This window comes from Sinosporangium album (assembly GCF_900100605.1).
Taxonomy (GTDB): domain Bacteria; phylum Actinomycetota; class Actinomycetes; order Streptosporangiales; family Streptosporangiaceae; genus Sinosporangium; species Sinosporangium album.
Map to the genome: position 1 here is coordinate 140,476 of NZ_FNCN01000001.1, position 23,632 is coordinate 164,107.

Sequence of the window (23,632 nt, forward strand, 5' to 3'; positions counted from 1 at the left end):
GGTGATGCACAGAGCGTGCGGCTTGCCACTCCGAGGCAGCGGCTGTGCGCGCCGACGAGAAAAGTGTTCCGGCGCCGCCGACCACGGTTCTCCACATAGAGAAGAACACTTACATGATCGCTGTGACGCCAAGCCTATGGAATCGCACTCGCGACCGTCAAGAGGCTAATGGCAAGATGATGCTCGAAAGAGCAGGAATATGCCTGACCGCAAACCCGTCGCCCATATTTTCGGGCGACCTGCCCGATCACATGGAACACCTTTATGCCGATACAGACGGACCTGCGCACACCCTCTCTCTAAAGTCACGCTGCGTATTTTTAAATTAAAGCAGCACGGCAGCCGGAACTCGAATAATGGGCGCACCGATCGATCGTGCGCACCGACCCGGGCCTCAGGCGGAACGGCTTCGCGAGAGCAGGGCGGAACCGAAGACGGCCGCGACGAGCGTGCTCGCGCAGGCGACCGCGAAGGCCGCCTCCAGCGACTGGGCCGCCAGCAGACCCCCGATCGCGGCGCCGACAGGGAGACCGGACATGTTGATACTTGAGGACACGGCGAGGACCTGTCCCAGGCGGGCCGGATCCGTCATGCGCTGACGGAGGGTCAGCACACTCACGTCGATGGGCCCGCCGAAGGCCCCGATCGTCAGCAGCGCGACGGCGAGCGCCACCACTCCTGCCCCGGCGATTCCCGGAACGAAGGCGGCGGTCATGAGGACAAGCCCTATGCCGATGATCCGGTGCTCCCGCCCGATCACGCTCAGCCTCCCCGCGACCAAGGCGCCGACCGCCCCGATCACCCCCATCGCCGCCCAGATCACCCCGGTCATCAGGTCGGCGTCGCCCTTGCCGAACTCCTCCGCGAGCAGGACCGGGGTGACGACGACGAAGATCCCCCAGCTCACCATGTAGAGCGAGTACGACACGGCGAGTCCCCGCAGCACCCGGTGCCGCACGACATAGACGACGCCTCTGGCCGACTCGCGCAGAAGGGAGGAGGACGCCTGCCGCGAATCGCGCGCAGGCCGGCTGCGCAGCAGCGGGACGAGCGCGACGACGGAGACGAGGTAGAGCACGGACACGACGGTCAGGGTCGGGCTTCCGCCGAGGAGGCTCATGAGTGCTCCGGCCGCCACCGGCCCGAGTACCTCCGCCACGCCGAACACGCTCGTGTCCAGCGCGTTCGCCCGGTCGAGGGCGCGGCGTGGGACGAGGCGCGGGATCAGCGTCCGCACTCCGGCCAGGCTCAGCGGACTGGTCAACGAGTAGAGGAAGGCCACCGTCAGCAGGAGCTGCGGGCTGAGGAAGCCGAGGGGCTGCGCCAAGGCCGTCAACGCCACCACAGCGGCGCTGAGAACGAGGTCCACGACCAGCGCCGAGACCGACCCGAAGCGATCAAGAAACGCTCCCGCGATGGGACTGACCACAAATCCCGGGGCGAAGGCCAGGAACGCCACGACTCCGGCCAAGGACGCCGAATCAAATTGCTGGATCGTGTACAGAACGAAGACCAGCGTCATCATCTCGGCGGCGAGACGGCTGAAGAATGCGGCCACGATGAGCTGTGCCATGTTCGGCAGCCTCAGAACCCGGCGGTAGCTCAACGCGACGGCGCTGTCCGGTCCGTCGAATTCCTCTTGTGCTGACTGCGCCATCGGCAGAAGCTCCACTCGTCACAGGCCGGAAACCCACCATGATCATAATCATGGCCCCGCCGCGTCAAGTGCAGCTCAGAAATCCCTGACTTTCGGTCCTTGTCAGAGTGACCGAAAGTCCGGTATACACGCACGGCGAACCTCGGGCACCTAGGACAGAGCAGACTTTTCTCCGCCCTTCCCCTCCGGCTCCATCGTCCGCCGACACGGCCATGCGACCGCCGGCCCCGGCCATATCAGGGGCGGCGGCCCGACGCGACGGCCGCCGGGATCGCCGCCGCGAAGGGCGTCCAGCCGCACACTCCCAAGGGCTCGCCCCTGCCCTCTCACACCGCCCCCATATACGACAGCGGCAATGGTGTCGATTCACCAATCCAGAAGAAACGGTCAAGCTATATTAGACCCGGCAAACCCCCCAACCAAGGAGATAGCCGTGTTTCGGCTGAACCAATCGCATTCACACGAGACCCATCCCCCCAGCTCCCTGATCAGTGCGAAAGCCCAGGTATCCGCCATTCTCCAGAAACACTCTTCCGCCATCATGCGAGGCGCCCTCGCCTTAGTGTTCCTCTGGTTCGGCGCATTGAAGGTGGCACACCTCAGCCCGGTCACCGAACTGGTCGCCGACACACTGGCGTTCGTGCCCGTACCATCCTGGTTCGCGGTGCCCGCGCTCGGCGTGTTCGAGATCGTGGTGGCCCTGGCACTGATCACCGGGCGGTGGCTGAGGCCCGTTCTGCCGCTCCTCCTGCTCCACCTGATCGGGACGTTCCTCGTACTGGCCCTCCACCCCGACATCGCCTTCAAAGACGGACACCCGCTGCTGCTCACGATCGAAGGTGAATTCGTGATCAAGAACCTGGTGCTGATAGCCGGGACCCTGGTCGTCGCCGTCACCCTGCCGCCCCGGAGGAAAACAGCCCACCCGGCGGACGTGCCGTCGGCGCAGCAGTCCTGACATGGCAGTCCCCGCAGAACCGCGGCCCCGGCTCATCCGCGAGCCCGCCGCACACCCCCGGCACCCACACCCGCTCAACCGGCGAAGAGTCGGCCGCGGCCGGGGTCCGCGGCCCGTATCCCTCCAGATCGACCTAGGGTAAGCGCCACCAGCTACCCGTATTCCTGACGAGCGACACGGTGGAACGCCATCCACCACGCACATCCTTGGCCTCGCAGCCAGTTCGCTCAGGGTGAGCGGCCGGCAGTACTCGGAGCCGGCCGTGGCGAACAGCCCACCCCACGGCCCACAGACACGGCCCACAGACACGGCCCACAGACACGAGCCACAGACACGGCCCACCAATACGGCCCACTGACACGGCCTGATCCTCGCCGCTGAACAACCGCCGCGAGGTCCACGTGCTGCCGTTCACCGACGGGCAAGGGGCCACACCAACGAAGCTTGTTAACACCGTCAACGTAAGATCTATGTCGCAGACACCTACCTCCGTGTACTCTTTCGAAGGCGCAGTGCTCTCCTCACGTGCACTATGGGAAGCCTGTCACTCACTGTTGGCTTCAAACGCCTTCCGCGGGCTGGGGAGAATGAGGAGTGCTCGTGAGCCTGGACTTGGTGGCGAATCGGTTCCGACTCCTGGGTGCCATCGCCAGGGGCAACATGGGGGAAGTGCACCGCGCCGAGGATCTTCAAGCGGATGAGGATGCCGCAGACGGCACGGTGGCGGTGAAGTTGATTCTGCGCAGCCACTCCCACGCGAACAGCCCATGGGACGCGTCTTCCAAGGCCGTCCGGCGGTTCGAGCGCGAGGTGCGCATCATGCGTCGGCTCCGGCACCCCAACCTTCCGCGCATCGTCGCCGGGGGTGTGGATGCCGCGAACGGCGGCCTGCCGTATCTCGCGATGGAGTTCCTCGACGGCCGCACCTTGAGCGACCTCATGGCCGAACAGCCGCGTCCGCCCGTTCCCTGGGCCGCGGCCCTCGGCGCACAGATGGCGGACGGCCTGGCCGCAGCCCACGCCACTGGGGTCATTCACCGAGATCTCAAGCCCGCCAATGCGATGGTGCTGCGAGGAGGCGTGGTCAAGGTCCTCGACTTCGGGCTGGGGCGGATCCTGGATGATGCGGAGAGGGACCGCGTGACGAGCACCGGCGTCTCGGTCGGCACCGCGCGTTACAGTGCGCCCGAGCAGTTCCTGGCCGCGACGGTGACCCAGGCGGCCGACCTGTATGCCCTCGGCTGCGTGCTCTACGAACTCCTCACCGGTGTTCCGCCATTCCACAGCGAGTCCGCTCACGAGCTGGGCCAAAAGCACCTGCACGAGGCGGTGCCCCCCATCCGGCTGCTGCGTTCCGACGTGCCGGGCGACATGGCGAGGCTCGTCGAGCGGATGCTCGCGAAGGACCCCGTCGACCGGCCGGAGGACGCCGTCGCCGTCCGCGCGGCGCTGCTTCCGTTCGCGGTCGGCGCGGAGAGGGTCGCCGGGTGGGAGGAGTTCGACCCTGTCCGTCCTCTGTCGGTCGCGGAGCACACCGGTCCGCGCGCGCAGGTGCCCCAGGTACGACCGGTCAGGGTCGGCATGGACGTCTTCGACGTACACCGGCGGCTCATCGCCGACTACCGGGCCTTCACCGAAGGCGGCACGATCATCCGCGACGAGGCCATCTCGGCGTACGTCGAGGACGATTTGAACGCGAAGTCCCAATGGCCGGACCCCTGGGTGTCGCTCAACCCGTTCTTCGCCTCGGGCGGCACCGTTTTGGAGCTTACGGCCGAGGGCGTCCTTCACCCGGAGTGCGCGCGCATCTTCCAGGCCGGCAAGACCGAACGCGGCACCGTGTGCGACGGACGTCCTCTCACGCTCCACCGCCACCAGCGCGACGCGATCGACACGGCCCGGTCGGGCGCGTCCTACGTGCTCACCACCGGCACAGGCTCGGGAAAGTCGCTTTCCTACATCGTGCCCATCGTCGACAAGGTGCTGAGGGATCGGGAGATCGAAGGGCCCAAAGCCCGCAAACGGGTCCGGGCGATCATCGTCTATCCGATGAACGCGCTCGCCAACAGCCAACTCAAGGAACTCGACAAGTATCTCCGCGACGGCTACGGGCCCGGCCGCGAACCGGTCACCTATGCGAGATACACCGGCCAGGAGAACGACGAGCGCCGCAGGCAGATCCGCGACAATCCTCCGGACATCCTGCTCACCAACTACGTGATGCTGGAACTGATGCTTACGCGTCCCGACGACCGGCGCTCCCTCATCAAGATGGCCAAGGGCCTTGAGTTCCTCGTCTTCGACGAGCTCCACACCTATCGCGGCCGACAGGGCGCCGATGTGGCCTTGCTGATCCGCCGGGTGCGTGAGGCCTGCCAGGCGACGAGCCTGCAGTGCGTGGGCACGTCCGCGACCATGTCGACCGAGGGCACCTCTGAAGACCGGCGCGCAGTCGTCTCCCATGTCGCAGGCACCCTTTTCGGGGTCGAAGTCCACCCCTCCAACGTCATCGGCGAGACGCTCGTACGCGCCACCGACGAGTCTCCGGACACCGTGCCGACCGACAGGCTTCGCACCACCGGCGCCCCACGCGCCTACGCCGACCTGGTGAAGGACCCTCTGGCCCGCTGGATCGAGACACGTTTCGGGCTCGCCACCGACCCGACAGGGCGGCTCGTACGGCAGAAGCCCGCCAAGATCGAGGAGGCGGCGGCGGAACTCGCCGCGTTGACCGGCGTGGACGAGACCGTATGCGTCGACTCGATCCGCAGCACCCTCAAGGCGGGCTCCGAGGCCAGACATCCCGTCACCGAGCGTCCCCTGTTCGCCTTCCGGCTGCATCAGTTCCTCTCCAAGGGCGACACCGTCTACGTCACCCTGGAGGACAAGGCGCAACGTCATCTGACCCGCGACTACCAGCTGGTCCACCCCGGCTCGGACGGCAAGATCCTCCTGCCGCTGGCCTTCTGCCGGGAGTGCGGCCAGGAATACATGACGGTGTGGCGGACGGAGAAGCACGGCGCCATCGCTTATGAGCCCCGTCGCGACACCGCGGCCACCGGTGGCCGAGCGGGGGACGGCTATCTCTATGTCGACCCCGACCGCCCCTGGCCACGCACACCGGAGGAGGCGGTGGCCGACCGCCGCGTCCCCGAGTCATGGCTGGAGATCGACGGCAGCGGGCACGAGATCGTGCGCGCGTCCTTCCGGACGAGACTGCCGAGCGCCGTCACCGTGGACCCTTACGGAGTCGAAGGGCGGGGTGAGCTCAAGGCCGCCTTCATCCCCTCCCCCTTCCTGTTCTGCCTGCATTGCGGTGTGAGTTATGAACAGACCAGGGGCCGCGATTTCGCCAAGCTCGCCACCCTGGACCAGGAGGGCCGCTCGTCGGCGACCTCCCTGGTGTCGGCGTCGATCGTCAGGTCGCTCAAAGCCGCCCCCGCCGAAGCGCTCGACAGGAAGGCGCGCAAGCTTCTGACCTTCGTCGACAATCGGCAGGACGCCTCCCTGCAGGCCGGTCACTTCAATGACTTCGTGCAGATCACGCAGTTGCGCGGCGCTCTCTACCAGGCCGCGGTGGCGGCGGGAGCCCGCGGCATCACGCATGAGGAGCTCGCCTCCCGCGTCGCCGAAGCCCTGGGCCTTGAGCTCGCCGACTACGCGGGCGCGTCGGACCTGCCTCCTTCCATGGCCCGCAACGCGGCCAAGACTCTGCGCGATGTCATCGCCTTCCGCCTCTATCTCGATCTCGAACGGGGCTGGCGCATCACGATGCCGAACCTGGAGCAGACCGGTCTGCTTGAGATCCACTACGAGGACCTCGAGTGGCTCGCCGAGCAGCCGGACCGGTGGTCGGGCACGCATGCGGCGCTGCGTGACGCCGCGCCGGGCCAGCGCGCGGAGATCACGCGTGTGCTGCTCGACGAGATGCGCCGGGCCCTCGCCATCGACGTGCAGTACTTCCGCGAGGACTTCGACACTATTCAGCGCGCCAGTGAGGAGCGCCTCATCGACCCATGGGTGCTGTCCGCCGGCGACCGTCCCAAGGTCGGCACCGCTTATCCGCAGCCGTCCCGACCGGGTCTCGACCGTTCGGGACTGTTCCTCTCCGGACGCGGAAAGTTCGGGAAGTATCTCCGGCGTGTGCACTTCGGCGACGCCGATCTGTCTCCCGACGACACTCAATCGATCATCGTTGACCTCTTGAAGGTCCTCGCCAAGGCCGGTCTGGTCAAAGAGATCACGGCGGCGCCGCAGCGGGCGGGCAGGTTCAGGGGCCCGGCAGGACCGTCGGTGACGGGCTACCGCGTCTCGGCGGCCTCTCTCATCTGGCGGGCCGGAACAGGTGAGACCGGCACTCACGACCCTCTCACCCGCACCTACGCCAGCGGCGACGGTCCCCGGGTCAACACGTTCTTCCGTGACCTTTACCGGAACGCCGCGGGCACTCTCGCCGGTCTGTCCGCGCGGGAGCACACGGCCCAGGTCGCCCCCGAGGAGCGGGAAAAGCGCGAGGAGGCCTTCCGCAAGGCCGAGCTGAAGCTGCTCTACTGCTCGCCCACGATGGAACTGGGCGTCGACATCTCCGAGCTCAACGCCGTCATGATGCGCAACGTCCCGCCCACGCCCGCGAACTACGCGCAGCGCAGCGGACGTGCCGGAAGATCTGGGCAGCCCGCGCTGGTCACCACGTACTGCGCCACCGGCAACAGCCACGACCAGTACTACTTCCGCCGTTCCGCACGCATGGTCACGGGCGCCGTCGTGCCACCCCGTCTCGACCTCGCCAATGAAGACCTCGTGCGGTCCCATATCCAAGCCATCTGGCTCGCCGAGACCGGACTGAGACTCGGCCGCACCCTCCCTCAGGTCATCGACATCGGCTATCTGGAGGACACGCAGCGTCCCGACCCCCCTCTCGCCCTGCAAGACGACGTCGCCGCCGCCCTGCGCAATGCCGGCGCGCAGGTCCGTGCCGTAGCGGCCGCCCGCCAGGTCTTCGAAGGTCTGCTCGCCGCGTTCGCGACGACCACATGGTGGGACGACCAATGGATCGAGGACCAGGTCCGTACGGCTCCTGAGCGTTTCGACCGGGCCTTCGACCGCTGGCGCGGTCTGTTCAGGGCCGCGCTTGTCGACCAGGCCGAGCAGAACCGCCGTGTCCTCGACCACACGCTCTCGGAACGCGACCGCAGGATCGCCGCCGGTCGCCGCAAAGAGGCCGAAACCCAGCTCAACCTCCTCAAAAACGAGAGTGTGGACAGCAAGTCGGTCCTCTCCGACTTCAACCCCTACCGCTACCTCGCCAGCGAGGGATTCCTCCCCGGTTACTCCTTCCCGCGGCTGCCGCTCGCCGCCTACATCCCGATGTCGGGCCGACGGTCCGGCGACGGCGACTACCTCCAGCGTCCGCGCTTCCTGGCCATCCGCGAGTTCGGACCCGGCGCCCTCATCTATCACGAGGGTGCCCGCTACCAGGTCACACGCATCCAACTACCCCCCGACGGAGCGGGTGACGTCGTCACCACCGACGCCCGCAGATGCACCGCCTGCGGCTACCACCACGACACCCGCGACCGCGCCGACCGCTGCGAGATGTGCGACGAGCCGTTGCTGGACACGACCTACGGACTCCTCCAGCTGCACACCGTCTACACCATGCGCCGCGAACGGATCTCCTCCGACGAGGAGGAGCGCCGCCGGGCGGGTTTCCGTCTGGTGACCTCCTACCGCTTCCACGACCACGGCACGCGGCCCGGCCGCCAGGACGCCCTCGTCTCCGACGGCACGGGCGCACTGGCCACCCTCTCCTACGGCGATTCGGCGACCGTCCGCATCACCAATGCCGGGCGGGTGCGCGCCAAGCCAGACGAACCCGACGGGTTCTGGCTCGATCCCGCCGACGGGCGCTGGATGAACGAGCGGGAGGCCGGCGAGGCGTCAGGGGATTCGAGCGAGATGCCGGTGGTCGACGCCGACGGCAATGAGAGGCGCCACAAGAAGCGTGTCATTCCGTACGTCGAGGACCGCCGCAACATTCTGGTGGTCAAGCTGAACGAGCCGCTGCCGGAGCCGACCGCCTTGTCGCTGATGTACGCGCTGGAACGCGGCATCGAGGCCGCCTTCGAACTGGAGGACTCTGAGTTGAGCGGCGAACTGCTGCCGCCGGAGGACGGGCCCCGCGACCGGATGCTGTTCACCGAGGCCGCGGAGGGAGGCGCCGGTGTGCTGCGGCTCATGCAGTCCGAACCGGACGCGTTCGCCCGTGCCGCGGCCGAGGCGCTGGCCATCTGCCACTTCGACGCCGACGGTGCGGACCTCGGCGGCCCGCATCCCGATCGCCCGTGCGCCCTGGGCTGCTACGAGTGTCTGCTCACCTACGGCAACCAGCTCAACCACGCCTTCGTCGACCGCCACTCGGTACGCGACCTGCTGCTTCGGATCGCAGGCTCGAAGACCCAGACGACCGGGCGGGGCGAATCCCGCTCGGAGCAGATGACGCGTTTGACCGAGCAGTCGGACACGTTGCTGGAAGGCAGGCTCGTCACCTGGCTCAAGGAGCGCGGTCTGCGCCTGCCCGACGAGGCGCAGACCTTCGTCACCGAGGCGCTCGCCCGGCCCGACTTCGTCTACCGGCTGCCCGGAGTCAACGTGGCGGTCTTCGTCGACGGCCCGGTCCACGACCACGCCGTGGTGGCCATGCGTGACCGCGACGCCGAGGAGCGGCTGTTCGACATGGGCTGGGACGTGGTGCGCTTCCCCCACGACGCCGATTGGTCCGCCGTAGCCACGCGCTTCCAGCGGTATTTCGGATCAGGTGCGGGCATCTGAATCGCAGTATCTGAATCGCAGTATCTGAATCGCAGTATCTGAATCGCAGTATCCGCAGAGACGACACCATCGACCACGACACGAGGACACCCCCGATGACGACCGCCTACACTCCAGGGTCCCTGGTCTCGGCACGTGGCCGCGACTGGGTGGTGCTGCCCGACAGCGCCCCCGACATGCTCGTCCTGCGTCCCCTCGGCGGAGCCGACGACGACATCGCCGCGGTCTTCCCCGCCTTCGAAACGGTCGAGAGCGCCGAGTTCGCGCCCCCTTCAGCGGCCGACCTCGGCGACGCCCACGCGGCCGGCCTGCTCCGTTCGGCCCTGCGCATCGGTTTCCGCTCCGGCGCGGGACCGTTCCGCTCACTCGCCGGCATCGCCGTCGAACCCCGCGCCTACCAGCTCGTCCCGCTCATGATGGCGCTGCGTCACCGGACCGTGCGCCTGCTGATCTCCGACGACGTCGGCATCGGCAAGACCGTCGAAGCGGGTCTCATCGCCAGTGAGCTGCTCGCCCAGGGCAGCGCTACGGGCGTCGCCGTACTCTGCTCCCCCGCGCTCGCCGAGCAGTGGCAGGAGGAGCTGCGCACCAAGTTCGGCATAGACGCCGAGTTGGTGCTCGCTTCCACGGTCTCGAAACTCGAACGAGGGTTGGACCTCGGCCAGTCCCTCTTCGACAAGCACCCTCACGTGGTGGTCTCCACAGATTTCATCAAGTCCACCCGCCACCGCGATGACTTCGTACGGCACTGCCCCGACCTGGTCATCGTCGACGAGGCCCACACCTGCGTCGCGGCCGACGAAGGCAGCTCGACGCAGAACAGCTCAGCACAGAACAGCTCAGCGCAGAACCAACTGCGCTACGAGCTGCTTCAACGCATCGCCGCCGACGAGGACCGCCATCTACTCCTGGTGACCGCGACCCCGCACAGCGGCAAGACGGCGGCCTTCCGCAACCTCCTCGGCCTACTGAAGCCGGAGTTCGCCACGATCGACACGAACGGCAGAGCCGGGCGCACCTTGCTCGCCCGGCATTTCGTGCAGCGGCGCCGCGCCGACATCCGCAAATACCTTGATGAGGAGACCGAGTTCCCCGAGGACCGGCACTTCAAGGACGAGACGTACAAGCTCTCCCCCGCCTACCGCGCGCTGCTCGACGACGCCATCGCTTATGCGAGCGAGCGGGTCAGCGCCGCGGGGGAGCACGGCAGGCGTGAGAGCCGGATCGCGTGGTGGTCGGCGATCGCGCTGCTGCGTTCTCTGGTCTCCTCGCCGCGTGCCGCCGCCCAGACGCTGCGCACCCGGTCGGCGACCGCGACGGCGGCCACCGCCGAGGAGGCCGACAGGCTCGGCGCTCCCCTGACCGGCGATTCCTCCGACAGCGACACCTTGGAGGGCTTGGACGTCGCTCCCGGCGCGGAGACCGGCGACGCCGGCGGGCGGCTCGCCGAACTCGCCGACCGGGCCGCCATGCTGGAAGGCCCGGCCGGGGACCTGAAACTGGCCGCTCTCATCAAGCACGTGAAGGCCCTGGTCAAGGACGGCTACCACCCGATCGTGTTCTGCCGCTACATCCCGACCGCCGAATACGTCGCCGAGCACGTGGACGGCAAACTCGGCAAGAACACCGTCGTCCGTGCCGTCACCGGCACGCTCTCCCCGCAGCAGCGGCTCCAGCGCATCGAGGAGCTCGCCGCCGAGGCGGGCGAGGACACCGCGGCCCGCCGCGTCCTCATCGCCACCGACTGCCTCTCCGAAGGCGTCAACCTGCAACACCACTTCGACGCCGTCGTCCACTACGACCTGGCGTGGAACCCGACGCGCCACGATCAGCGCGAGGGCCGCGTCGACCGCTACGGCCAGAAGAAGGACGCCGTCCGCGTGATCACCCTGTACGGCAGCGACAACGGCATCGACGGCAAGGTGCTCGACGTCCTCATCAAAAAGCACCGCCAGATCCGCAGGGACCTCGGCATCTCCGTCTCCGTTCCCGACGCCTCCTCCTCCGGGGTGACCGACGCGATCGTCGAATGGCTGCTCATGCGCGGCAGCCGAGGCGACCAGGAGACCCTCTTCGGCGTCGAGGAGATCGAAGGGCTCAACGCCAAGGCCGCCGAGCTTGAGGCGGAGTGGAACTCCACCGCCGACCGGGAGAAGCAGTCGCGGTCCCTGTTCGCGCAGAACACCGTCCGTCCGGAGGAGGTGGAGCCCGAGGTCGCGGCCGTACGCGACGCCCTCGGCGGGGCGGCCGAGATCCGCGACTTCGTCCGCCACGCCCTCGGCGCGCTGGGCGGAGTCCTGCGTGAGGAGCCTGATGGACTGGGTGACTTCAGCGCCGAGGTGAGCGGCGGACCCGTGGGCCTGCGCGACGCCCTCGCTCCGGTCCTCGGCGGCGACACCGTGGAGCTGGGCCGCCCCGTCCCGTTCCGTAGGACGGCGGCGGTGGCACGCGGCGAAGCCGCGTTGGTGCGCACCGATCCGGTGGTCGCCGCTCTCGCCGGTTATGTGCTCAACACCGCGCTTGACCTCCGGGCTCCCGGCCCCCGCCCGGCCCGGCGTTGCGGGGTCGTCCGTACGAGATCCGTCGAACGCCGCACCACGCTGCTCCTGGTCCGCTACCGCTTCCACCTCACCCTTCCCTCGCGTTCGGGCGAACGGCAGCTCATCGCCGAGGACGCCCGCCTGACCGCCTTCGAAGGCTCCCCCGCGAGCGCCGTATGGCTGCCGGCCGAGGAGGCCGCGAAGCTGCTCGATGTGAAGGCCGACGAGAACACCGACCCCGACTTCGGCGAGCGCACGATGGACCGTGTGCTCGACGGCCTGTACGGCACCGCCCCGCACCTTGAGGCCTACGGCGAAGAGCTGGCGGCCGAGCTGCTCGCCTCCCACCGCCGGGTCCGCAGCGCCTCCGGCGAGATCGTCCGCGGTGTGAACGTCACCGTGCAGAAACCCGCCGACATCCTCGGCGTCTACATCTACCTGCCGGTGTCCGGCTCCGCCACCCCCCTCGCCGCCGGAGGAACCCTCTGATGTCCGCCCCCGCCCGCGCCCAGGTCTTCTCCGCCGTCCACACCGTCGGCGGCCTCATCCCCGCCGACATGCTGATCCGCATCTCCGAAGGCAAGGACGTCCACGGGGCCAAACCCGCCGACTACCGCGTCATCGGGCCGCGTTCCGTGCGTGACGAGGCCGAACGCCACTGGGACTACCTGAAGTCCATCTGGCGCGAGCTGCGCCGCAGTCTGCCGGCCGTCCCGGAGGCCGAGACCCCCGCCGACCCCACGGGACTCGCCGTCACGCAGTGGCTCGAACCGCTCTTCGGTGAGCTCGGCTTCGGCCGCCTCACGGCCATCGGAGCGACCGGCATCGCGGCCGACGGCGGAGGCAAGACCTTCCCGGTGAGCCACCGCTGGAATCACGTCCCCCTGCACCTGACCGCCTGGAACGCGGCACTCGACAGGCGCTCGGGCGGTGCCGTACCCCCGCAGTCGCTCGTCCAGGAATGCCTCAACCGCACCGAGGCGCACCTGTGGGGCGTCCTCACCAACGGCCGCAGGCTCCGGCTGCTGCGGGACTCCAGCGCGCTGGCCACCGCCTCCTACGTCGAGTTCGACCTGGAGGCCATCTTCGACGGGGAGCTTTTCAGTGACTTCGTCCTGCTGTATCGGCTGCTTCACGTCTCCCGCTTCGACGTGGCCGAGGGTGCGCCGCCGTCGTCGTGCTGGCTGGAGAAATGGCGCACCGACGCCATCGCGTCCGGCACGAGGGCCTTGGAGAGCCACCGCGACGGTGTGCAGAAGGCGATCACCAGGCTCGGCACCGGATTCCTCAAGCATCCCGCCAACGCCGAGCTGCGCAGAAACCTCGACGTCCACGCCTTCCACGCCGCCCTCCTGCGTCTCGTATACCGGCTGATCTTCCTTTTCGTCACCGAAGACCGCGACGCGCTCCACCCGCCCGCCACGGATGAGAAGACCCGCAGGCGCTACGCCGAATACTTCTCCTCCGCTCGACTGCGCGGCCAGGCCGCCCGCCGCCAAGGCACCGCCCACACCGACCTGTACCAGGCCCTGCACATCGTCCTCGACGCGCTCGGAGACGAGCGCGGGAGGCCGGAACTGGGGCTGCCGGGACTCGGCGGCCTCTTCGACGACACCGCCGCCGACGCGCCCCTGCACGGCCTGTCCCTCTCGAACGCCTACCTGCTGGACGCGGTACGCCACCTCTCCCGGGTCCGCGACCACGACTCCGGTCGCTGGCGGCAGGTGGACTACCGCAACATGGGCTCGGAGGAACTCGGCTCCGTCTACGAGTCGCTCCTCGAACTCGTGCCCAAGCACAGCGCCGTCGACAGCACCTTCGAACTCGTCAACCGCCTCGGCAACGACCGCAAGAAGACCGGCTCCTACTACACGCCGAGCTCCCTGATCGAGACCCTGCTCGACTCCACCCTCGACCCCGTCATCGACGACGCGCAGAAACGCGGCGAGCAGAAGGCGACGGCGGCCGGGCAGCCCGACGCGACGGACACAGTCGTCTCCGAGCTGCTGGCCCTCACCGTCTGCGACCCGGCCTGCGGCTCCGGCCACTTCCTCGTCGCCGCCGCCCGCCGGATCGCCAAGCGGGTCGCCGCCGTGCGCGAAAGCAACCCCGAGCCCACCCTCGGCGCGGTCCGCCACGCCCTGCACGAGGTCGTCGCCCGCTGCGTGTACGGCGTCGACCTCAACCCCATGGCCGTCGAACTCGCCAAGGTCTCCCTGTGGCTCGAAGCCTTGGAGCCCGGAAAACCCCTCGGTTTCCTCGACGCCCACATCAAACACGGCAACGGGCTGATCGGCGCGACACCGGCACTGCTCCGGGAAGGCATCCCCAACAAGGCGTTCAAGCCCGTCGAAGGCGACGACCCGAAGTACGCGACGTTCCTTGAGAAGCAGAACAACCAGGAACTCGCCGGACAAGGCGGGCTGTTCGACCTGGACGAGGGGACGAAGGTGGCCAACACCGCCTTCGCCGCCGACCTGCGCCGCATCACAGCCGCCCCCGCCGACACCCTCGGCGACGTCCACCGCCAAGCCTCGGCCTACCGCACCTGGGAGACCTCCGCCGCCTACCTCCACGCCCTCCACGCGGCGGACGCCTGGTGCGCGGCCTTCATGTGGCACAAGACCAAGGACGCCCCGCCCGCGATCACCCACGACGTCTTCCGCGCCCTCCAGAACCCCGAAGGCAGCGGCGCCTCACAGGCCACCCACGACGAGATCGTACGGCTCCGCGAACAGTTCCGCTTCTTCCACTGGCACCTGGCCTTCCCCGACGTCTTCACCGTGCCCGACGGCGACGCCGGCGGCGCCGACATCGACCCCGCCACGGGTTGGGCCGGCGGCTTCTCCTGCGTCCTCGGCAACCCGCCGTGGGACAAGGTCGACTTCGAGGACAAGAAGTATTTCAGCGTGGTCGAGCCTCGCATCGCCGCGATAGCCGGTACGGCACGGCGCACGCGAATCGCCGAATGGGTCGAGGAGAATCCAGACGCGGGTCAGTGGTATCACGCCGAACGCCGCAAGGTGAAAGCCACCTTCCACTTCGCCGGCAAGTCCGGGTCTTTTCCTCGTTGCCAAGAGGGTCTTAGCGCCAAGGGAGTCAACTCCCTATTCGTCGATCACCTTTTCACAGAACGCTTCTCCGAGATCGTCGCCCACAAGGGCCGTTTTGGATGCATCGTCCAAACTTCCATCGCCACAGGAGCAGGAGCACAGAATCTTTTCAGCGACCTGAGCCGACGTGGCGCTATTTCCTTTTTTTATGATTTCGAGAACCGCAAGCCGCTTTTCGTTGGAGTGGACTCTCGATACAAGTTCTGCCTGCTGTCCATGACAGGGCGGGCACTACGTGAACCGACAGCTAGGTTCGCGTTCTTCCTTGAGGACACAATCGACCTCGACGACAGCGAGCGTCTCTTTACACTCAACCCGAAAGATATTTCCCTCATAAATCCAAATACCGGCACACTACCCATCTTTCGCACCCGCCGCGATGCTGACCTCACCGCCGCAATTCATCGCCGAGTTCCGATTCTCTGGAACGAAGCCGAAGCGGATGGGAACCCCTGGGGAATCCACTTTAAGAATCTATTCAACACGACAGACGATTCCGATCTCTTTCAAACCCGGGATGACCTCGAATCCGACGGCTGGGAGCTTGACGGGAACTCCTTCAGTCGCAACAGGGAGCGGATGCTACCGCTCTACGATGGCAAGATGGCTCATCACTTCGACCACCGCTGGAACTCCTACTGCGGCACAGGAAATGAAGAATACCGACGCGTGGCACCTTCCGATAAACAAAACCCCGCAACTACAGCTGGGCCGCGCTACTGGATTAAGGAAGAGGGATTTATTCGCACCGAGAGGAAAAAACAGGAGGTAGAAGTTCCCGGCGTTGCCGAGCGCCTTAAAAAGCTGAACTGGAACCGAGGATGGCTTTGCGGTTGGCGTGATGTCTGCCGCACCACCGATGAGCGCACAGCCCTTCCAGCATTCATTCCACGTGCCGCCGTGGTAGAGAAGTTCCCACTGATGTTTCCACGGGTAGCACCAGCCCTCACCTCTGCCCTAATCGCCACACAGAGTTCCTTGGTTTTTGACTATCTGAGTCGCCAGAAGGTTGGCGGTATAAGCATGGCGCTGTTCGTCTGGAAACAACTCCCAGTCCCCACTCCCGACATGCTGGACCCCCACACCTCCTTTATCACCCCCCGTGTCCTCGAACTCGTCTACACCGCCTACGACATGGCCCCACTCGCGCGTGACCTGGGCGACCCCGCCGAGGCCCAGCCCTTCCGGTGGGACGAGGAGCGCCGGGCCCAGATCCGCGCCGAGCTGGACGCCTACTTCTTCCACCTCTACGGCATCTCCCGCGACGACACGGATTACATCCTGGAGACCTTCCAGACCGAGAGCGGCGGCCTCAAGAACAATGAGATCGCCAAATACGGCACCTACCGCACCAAGGACCTCGTCCTTGCGGAGTACGACCGGATGTCGCCGGCCGGGGTGGGCCTGGCGGTCCCGCTCACCGACGGGGAGAGCTTCGTCTCCACGCTCAACCCGCCGCCGGGCCGCGGCCCCCGGCATGACCCGGCTCCGGCCGTACCGGGAAGCCCGCTGGAAGGCGAGGGTGTCTAGTGGCCGAGGTCTATCCCGAGTTCTGGATCCGCCTGCCGCATGGGGGACCTGCCGGGCGTGGGCGGCTGCTGGAGGAGAAGGGGAGGAACGGCAGCCAGAAGTTCCTGGTGAGGGGCGGGTCGCCGGTCCGGCCGGAGGGCGTTCCGTCGTTTCCGGCGCGGATGCCGTCTTCATTCGCGCTGCGGGAGCAGCTGATCGCGGACGGCTCGATTGTGGAGTCCACGACGTGGCCGGGCTATTTGGAGACGGCCCGAAACGTCGTCTGCAATTCTCCGTCCGCCGCCGCCGGGATGCTGATCGGCCGCAGTTCGAACGGGTGGCTGGAGTGGAAGACGGACGACGGGAGGCCGCTCGCCGACTTCGTGGCACAGGTGTGGTCGGGGCCCAACCGCACGTGGCTGGTCCGCGGGTCGAATGTGTCGGGGCTTGACCTGGTCCAGGGCTTGTGGCTTCCCGAGGGGCGGGTGAGTGTGGCCGCGGGCCGCCTGCGTGAGGGGGCGCGGCAGGGCATGTCCAAGGACCGGCTGCGCGGCTTCGTGGAGGAGGACTACCAGGCGACGGCGACGTATGGCCAGAGGCTGCATTTGATCGAGGAGTTTCACGCCTTCCTGTCGCGGATGAAGCCGGGTGACACGGTGTGCACGATCTCCGGCGGTCGGCTCCACATCGGGACGATCACCGGTGAGGCCGAGCAGGTCGCCTCCCAGGACGGGCGGTCGAACCTGCGGCGGCCGGTGGAGTGGCAGAGCATCGGCTACGCCTTTGACGATCTGCCAGAGGCGCTTCAGCAGAAGCTGTCGGTCCAGCATGACGTGGTCGATCTCACCTCGGTTCAGGCACTGGTGGCGGGGCTCGGGCTCAGCGACGACGAGTTGGCCGACGAGGCGGAGGGGGCCGGAGACGCGGCGAGTGCGGAGATGGCGGCGCTCGTGGCGCGCCGCGAGTTGGAGCTGCCGGAGCCGACGCAGGAGCTCGCGGACGAGCTTCTGGTGCACGACGTGGAGTGGCTGCGCGAGGTGCGCGACCTGCTGTGGGACGAGCGCCAGCTCGTGCTGTACGGCCCGCCGGGCACCGGCAAGACGTATCTCGCGCTGAAGCTGGCCGAGTTTCTCGGCGGCGGCCCCGAACAGGTGAAACTCGTCCAGTTTCACCCTTCTTACGCCTATGAGGATTTCTTCGAGGGATTCCGTCCTCAAGAGGCGCCAGAGACCAGGGAGGTCGCCTTTCGACTCACGGCGGGACCGCTACGCGAGCTCGCCGACCTCGCCTCTCGCGAAGGCAACCGGCACATCCCCTATTTCCTCATCATCGATGAGATCAACCGCGCCAATCTGGCCAAGGTCTTCGGCGAGCTGTACTTCCTGCTGGAATACCGCAACAGGTCGGTGCGCCTCACATACTCCGGCGAGGACTTCGCGCTGCCGCCGAACCTGTTCGTCATCGGCACCATGAACACGGCCGACCGCTCGATCGCGCTCGTGGACGCCGCGATGCGCCGCCGTTTCGCGTTCGTGGAGCTGTCGCCTCGGACGGAGCCGACCAGCGGACTGCTCCGGCGATGGCTCACCCGCCAAGGGCGCGACGCCGACCCCGCGGAGCTCCTCGACGCTTTGAACTCGCGCATCGGCGACCCGGATTTCCGCGTCGGCCCCTCGTATCTGATGAAGAAGGGGGTCTACCGCGACGGCGGACTCGAACGCACGTGGCGCACCAAGATCCTCCCCCTGCTCGAAGAGCACCACTACGGGGACGACGTGGACGTCGCGCGGCGCTACGGCCTTCCCGCACTGCGGGCCGCCCTCGCCGCGACTCCGCCGGCCGACGCGTCGGCCGGCGCGTCCGGCCGGCCATGACGGGCGGCACAGTCGTCGAGCTCGCCGAGCACGGCGCGGCCATCACGGTCCCGCTCGACGACGCCACCGGCCGAGCCCTCGCGGCCTCCCGGATCGTCGAGGCGGCACCCGACCCGTTTCTCGCGGGGCGGTGGCGCGTGAAGGCCGGGGGCAGAGTCGGTGCGGCGGCGGTCGGCGTGCCGGGCGGCGCGACGGTCACCGTGCGGATCACGCCCAAGCTGCCGATCGCGCGGCTCCTGTTCCTCCTCGGCTACGGGCTCAACGCCAAAGGGTGGCGGGACGAGGATGTGCGGCTCGATGAGGAGTCGGAACTGCTGCCCGCCTTCGCCCGGCTCTTCGAACGGCAGGCTCACCGCGCGCTGCGCCAGGGGCTGGTCCAGGGCTACCGCACCACCGAGGAGACCTCCTTGGTGGTGCGAGGCCGGATCCGGGAGGCCGACCAGGTCCGCAGGCACCGGGGCGGACTCGTCCCCGTGGAGGTCGTCCACGACGACTACACCACCGACATCGCCGAGAACAGGCTGCTGCGTACGGCGTGCGAACGGCTCTGCCGACTGCCTTCCGGCATCCCCCACGACGTGCGCGGCAGGCTGCTTCGACTGCGGGTGCGACTGGCGGACGTCACGCCGATAGGCCGTGGACATGAACCGCCGGTATGGCGGCCGAACAGGCTCAACGCGCGCTACCACACGGCTCTGCGCGTGGCCGAGCTGGTGCTTCGAGGGGCGTCCGTCGAGCATCGGGCCGGGGATGTGGCTGTGAGCGGGTTCCTGTTCGACATGGCCAAGGTCTTCGAGGACTTCGTCACCGCCGCCCTGCGCGAAGCACTCGGCGGGAGCCGCCGCGTGGCCTTGCAGGCCGCTCACCACCTCGACGAACACGACGCGATCCGCGTGATCCCCGATCTCGTGATGTATGCCGACGACGGCACACCGCTCGCCGTGGCCGACGCGAAGTACAAAGCCGAGAAGCGCGAGGGGGTTCCCGACGCCGACCTCTATCAGATGCTCGCCTACTGTACGGCGCTCAACCTGCGGGAGGGCCATCTCGTGTACGCCAAGGGGAACGCGGCCCATGCCGTACACCAGGTGCGGCACTCCCCCATCGCGATCCACCGGCACGCGCTCGAACTCGACCAGCCTCCAGCAGGATTGCTCGCCGACGTGCGTGTTCTCGCCCGGCGGCTCGCCGCGACTCCGGCGGTATGATCCGTTTCCCTCCCACCAACCCCAGGAGGTCCCCCCATGCCTCAGCTCGCCTTCGCCAACAGCTTCTGGGAGAGCTACGACGTCCTGGACAAGCAGGTCAAAGCCGGTGTGCGCACGGCAATGGCGAAGTTCCAGCAACTAACCGTCGCCGAACTGCACGCCGACAAGGGCCTGCACCTGGAAGCAGTGGAGAAATCCCGGGACTCACGCATGCGGACCATCCGCATCAACGCCTTCTGGCGCGGTGTGGTGCTGGCGCCCGACGATGGCAGTGACACCTTCCTCCTGCTCAACGTCGTGCCGCATGACGACGCCTACGGCTGGGCCGCCAAGCGCCTCTACACCGTGAACACCGCCACGCGGGCGCTGGAGGTGCGCAATGTGGTCGCGATCGAGCAGCTCACGCCCGCTCTGGAAAGGGCCGCGGCCAACGCCCCGTCGCTCCTGTTCTCCCGTTTCTCCGACCGCGTTCTCCGTGATCTCGGCGTCGACGAGCAGGTGCTGCCCGCCGTACGAACCATCATCGACAAGTCGCAGTTGGAGGCATTCGGCTCGCTGCTCCCCGAAGACCAGTTCGAAGTGCTGCAGTTCCTCGCCGAAGGATTCTCCCCTGAGGAGGTCTGGCGGGACGTCGTGGCCGAACGCCGCCCGGCCGACGCCGGGCCCGATGTGTCGGAGAGTCTCGCGGCGGCCATAGCCAACACGACCAGCCGCATCACCATGGTGAGCGGTCCCGAGGAACTGGCCGACGTCCTGGACAAGCCTTTCGCCGCGTGGCGCGTGTTCCTCCATCCGTCTCAGCGGAGGGTCGCCTACCGCGTCTCCTACAACGGTCCCGCACAGGTGACCGGCGGCCCCGGGACCGGTAAGACAGTGGTGGCCCTGCACCGCGTCAAGCATCTCCTGTCACGCTCGCCCGGCAGCAGGGTCCTGCTCACGACCTTCACCAATGCGCTCGCCGGGACCTTGCGCGAAAACCTCGCCTCGCTTCTGGAGGACGAGGATCGGCTCGCGCGCGTCGACATCACCACGGTCAACGCCTTCGCGCACCGTACGGTGCGGGCCGTGGCGGGGCACGTGCCGACGCCGATCGGGGACGCCGATGAACTCCAGATCTGGACGGGCGTGCGCCGTCACCTCGACCTGCCGTGGAACGAGCAGTTCCTGGCGCAGGAGTTCCGGCATGTCGTCCTGGCGCAGAACATCGCCGACCGCGAGGAATACGGCCGGGCCCATCGGCGGGGCCGCGGCTCGGGTCTCGGAGCGCGACAGCGGGACCTCCTGTGGAAGGCGATGAAGGTGTTCGCGGCGGAGCTGAGCGCGGCGGGCTCCGCCACTCATCTGCAGGTGTGCGCCGAGGCCGCTCGTCTGCTGAACAACGCGGATCTCACCGTGCACGGATACGACCACATCGTCGTCGACGAGGCCCAGGACCTGCATCCCGCGCAGTGGCGGGTGCTCCGCGCCGCGGTCACCCGAGGACCGGACGATCTTTTCATCACGGGTGATCCGCATCAGCGGATCTACGACTCGCGGGTGACGCTCGCCTCGCTCGGCATCTCGGTCGCAGGGCGCAGCAGCCGCCTTCGCATCAACTATCGAAGTACAGAGGAGATTTTGACCTGGTCCGTCGGCGTGCTCAACCGCTCGCGAATCGAAGACCTCGGCGGCGAGGGCAGTGACAATCTGGCGGGATACCGGTCGCTGCTCCGCGGAAAGCGACCGCACGCCGAGGGACGGGCGAACGAGAGGGTCGAGGTGGCGACGCTGGTGGACCGGGTGCGGGAGTGGATCGGACAGGGTGTACGGCCCGCCGACATCGCCGTTTGCGCGCGGTTCACCGCCCTGCTGGAGAAGGTGGAGGACGGCCTGAAGAAGGCGGGCACCCCGGTGGTCTGGGTGAAGGACCATCCGGGTGCGGCCGTCGAAGGGGTGCGTCTGGCGACCATGCATGCGATGAAGGGGCTGGAGTTCCGCTGTGTGGCCGTGGTCGGCGTGACCGCGAGAGCGGTGCCCTTCACCAAGGCGGTCACACCAGTGGATGTCGACCGGATCCAGCACGAGAGCGACATGCTCCGCGAGCGCTGCGTCCTCTTCGTCGCCTGCACGCGGGCCCGTGAAGCACTCCACGTGTCCTGGAGCGGGGCACCCAGCCCGTTCCTGCCCCCTCAGTGACGGACCCTTGAGTGAGAGGCACCCGCGTCCTCACCCGCTCCGACGTTCACTCCCTACATCACCGCGGGATACGTCATCGCGTTGCGGGGAGGGGCGCAGAGCGCCGCTGGTGAGGCCGGCGCGTGCCAGTGAGACTGCGCGGGCGCTGAGTTCCGCCAGATCTCTAACGCTCCGCTCGAAGTCCTCGATGGTGCGGAAGGCGGTGCCGTACAACCGTTGGTCGTCGACGCTCATCTGGGGGATGCGTGATCCGCGGAGCTCGGCCCGGAAACCGCCACTGGCGCTCGTGGAGCGCCGGGTGTTCGCGGGGCTGTGCAAGAAGCCGTGCAGAAAGTCGTTGTCGAGCCGGTCACTCATGGAGACCGCATCGCGTTCGAGGAGCTCGACCAAGCCCGCCCGGACCAGATCGGCCACGCCGACCGTGGCGCCGTCGAGGGCTCCTGGGCCCGAGTCGAGCTGCGGGAGCAGGCCGGCCAGCTCGTGGAGTCTGCCCAGCAGGGCCTCTCGGGTCGCCGTATAGTTCGCTAGATGGTCGGCGCAGGTGGCGGTGATGTGCTGTGCCGGTGTGAGGTCCACCGTCTCATCCAGCAAGTCGATCAGCGGTATGTCCGCGATCTGGTGAAGAGCGGGTTGGAGCGGGCCGTCGGGGTCCGCGTCCGTGAGATCCACCAGCCGGACGGCGGACACCCCGCCTCCCGCGCCCGACGGGCGTGCGAGCATCCACAGGTGCAGGGGCTGGGTGTGTGAGGCGGCCATGCCCGCCGGAAGTGCGATGAGTTGGGTGAGAATGCCGCGCCGTACGAGCTCTGCGCGGATACGGCGACCCGCCTTGCGATAGGCGACGGAGGGGGGCATCACCAGAATCGCCCTCCCACCGGGGGCGACGTGGGCGTAGCAGTGCTGCAGCCAGGCCAGCTCGCTTTCTGCCCTTGTCGGGACGCCGAGCTCCCAGCGGGCGTCGAGCAGCAGGTCTTCACGTCCCCAGTCGGACACGTTGACCGGCGGATCGCACACCACGAGCTCGGCGCGCAGGGTTGGCCAGCCGTCCTCACGGAGGGAGTCGCCCACTTTGACCTTCACATCCGTCCGCCCGGCAAGTCGCGCGCGCATCATGGCCAGACGGGCGGCCTGCGGGTTGAGCTCTTGCCCGATCGACGCTCCACCGCCCGCCTCGCCAAGCGCGAGAAGCAGGGAACCGATTCCGCAGGCCGGGTCGAACACGGTGCCGGTCATCGGGGATAGCGCCGCGCCGGATGCCGTCCCCGCGAAGTGACGCACCGCACGGATCAGCCGGGAGGTCGACACCTGGTCGGAGCCCGCACGGCCGGCCGACTCGATGAAACGCTCCGTCAGGCCTTGCATGACCTGCTCTGGGGGATCTTCCTCGGCGAGATCGCTGATCAGCGCTTTCAGATCAGCGCTCAAGGCGTCGGAGGAGCCGGTGGCGAGCAGCTCACACACATCGCCGAGGGCCCGAACCATGTCGTCGCCGTACCGCCCCCGCAGCTCCTGCCATAGGACGACCTCGGTGGAAACGTCGTTGCCCTTGCGCTGCCGATCCAACCAGGCGTGAACCTCGGAGGAGGCGAACAACGCATTGCGCCCTCCGCCTCCGACAGGCGCGGGAAAGTCGGGGTATCGCTTGCGCCAGTTGGAGACCGCAGCTCGCGTCACCCCGGCCACTCTCGCGATCTCGGCGGCCGAGACCAGAGAATCGGCGTTCATGGAGATAACAGTACACGGGCCACCCCTTGATCCCGAGGGTGA

The 23,632-nt window shown here is 67.7% G+C and carries 10 protein-coding genes; 8 read left to right on the forward strand and 2 right to left on the reverse strand.

Annotation, left to right across the window (positions count from 1 at the left end; all coding sequences use genetic code 11):
* Window positions 1-44: 44 nt before the first annotated feature.
* On the forward strand, window positions 45-329 hold the full coding sequence (locus BLQ73_RS30845) for a hypothetical protein (protein WP_143020062.1): 285 nt from the start codon (window positions 45-47) through the stop codon (window positions 327-329).
* Between the two features lie 65 nt (window positions 330-394).
* On the opposite strand, the gene BLQ73_RS00650 is transcribed toward BLQ73_RS30845, so the two are convergent.
* Window positions 395-1,657 (reverse strand): MFS transporter, encoded by a 1,263-nt coding sequence (locus BLQ73_RS00650; protein ID WP_143020063.1) that lies wholly within the window; start codon window positions 1,655-1,657, stop codon window positions 395-397.
* 541 nt (window positions 1,658-2,198) lie between these two features.
* On the opposite strand from BLQ73_RS00650, the gene BLQ73_RS00655 reads away from it, so the two are divergent.
* The 7 genes from BLQ73_RS00655 (at window position 2,199) to BLQ73_RS00685 (ending at window position 21,865) form a co-directional block, all read left to right on the forward strand.
* The gene (locus BLQ73_RS00655) at window positions 2,199-2,615 is read left to right on the forward strand and encodes a hypothetical protein (protein WP_143020064.1); all 417 of its coding nucleotides are present in this window, start codon (window positions 2,199-2,201) and stop codon (window positions 2,613-2,615) included.
* Between the two features lie 600 nt (window positions 2,616-3,215).
* The gene (locus BLQ73_RS00660) at window positions 3,216-9,446 is read left to right on the forward strand and encodes a protein kinase domain-containing protein (protein WP_093167499.1); all 6,231 of its coding nucleotides are present in this window, start codon (window positions 3,216-3,218) and stop codon (window positions 9,444-9,446) included.
* A gap of 95 nt (window positions 9,447-9,541) precedes the next feature.
* Window positions 9,542-12,475, forward strand: coding sequence for a DEAD/DEAH box helicase (locus BLQ73_RS00665; protein ID WP_093167139.1), 2,934 nt, complete (start codon window positions 9,542-9,544; stop codon window positions 12,473-12,475).
* Complete coding sequence (locus BLQ73_RS00670; RefSeq protein ID WP_093167141.1) at window positions 12,475-16,629, forward strand: Eco57I restriction-modification methylase domain-containing protein; 4,155 nt, start codon at window positions 12,475-12,477, stop codon at window positions 16,627-16,629. Before BLQ73_RS00665 ends, BLQ73_RS00670 begins: the two co-directional genes overlap by 1 nt.
* On the forward strand, window positions 16,629-18,482 hold the full coding sequence (locus tag BLQ73_RS00675; protein WP_093167143.1) for a DUF4357 domain-containing protein: 1,854 nt from the start codon (window positions 16,629-16,631) through the stop codon (window positions 18,480-18,482). The genes BLQ73_RS00670 and BLQ73_RS00675 overlap by 1 nt, the downstream gene beginning before the upstream one ends.
* On the forward strand, window positions 18,479-19,690 hold the full coding sequence (locus BLQ73_RS00680; protein WP_093167144.1) for an McrC family protein: 1,212 nt from the start codon (window positions 18,479-18,481) through the stop codon (window positions 19,688-19,690). The genes BLQ73_RS00675 and BLQ73_RS00680 overlap by 4 nt, the downstream gene beginning before the upstream one ends.
* A 36-nt stretch (window positions 19,691-19,726) precedes the next feature.
* A complete protein-coding gene (locus BLQ73_RS00685; RefSeq protein ID WP_093167146.1) occupies window positions 19,727-21,865 on the forward strand; it encodes a UvrD-helicase domain-containing protein in 2,139 nt (712 codons plus the stop codon).
* Between the two features lie 30 nt (window positions 21,866-21,895).
* Here BLQ73_RS00685 and BLQ73_RS00690 read toward each other — a convergent pair whose 3' ends face one another.
* On the reverse strand, window positions 21,896-23,590 hold the full coding sequence (locus BLQ73_RS00690; RefSeq protein WP_093167148.1) for an N-6 DNA methylase: 1,695 nt from the start codon (window positions 23,588-23,590) through the stop codon (window positions 21,896-21,898).
* Window positions 23,591-23,632 lie beyond the last annotated feature (42 nt).

Coding starts and splice junctions, on each gene's coding strand:
- BLQ73_RS00650 (WP_143020063.1), bottom strand. CDS start 1,657: ATGGCGCAGTCAGCACAAGAGGAATTCGACGGACCGGACAGCGCCGTC.
- BLQ73_RS00655 (WP_143020064.1), top strand. CDS start 2,199: ATGCGAGGCGCCCTCGCCTTAGTGTTCCTCTGGTTCGGCGCATTGAAG.
- BLQ73_RS00665 (WP_093167139.1), top strand. CDS start 9,542: ATGACGACCGCCTACACTCCAGGGTCCCTGGTCTCGGCACGTGGCCGC.
- BLQ73_RS00670 (WP_093167141.1), top strand. CDS start 12,475: ATGTCCGCCCCCGCCCGCGCCCAGGTCTTCTCCGCCGTCCACACCGTC.
- BLQ73_RS00680 (WP_093167144.1), top strand. CDS start 18,479: ATGACGGGCGGCACAGTCGTCGAGCTCGCCGAGCACGGCGCGGCCATC.
- BLQ73_RS00685 (WP_093167146.1), top strand. CDS start 19,727: ATGCCTCAGCTCGCCTTCGCCAACAGCTTCTGGGAGAGCTACGACGTC.
- BLQ73_RS00690 (WP_093167148.1), bottom strand. CDS start 23,590: ATGAACGCCGATTCTCTGGTCTCGGCCGCCGAGATCGCGAGAGTGGCC.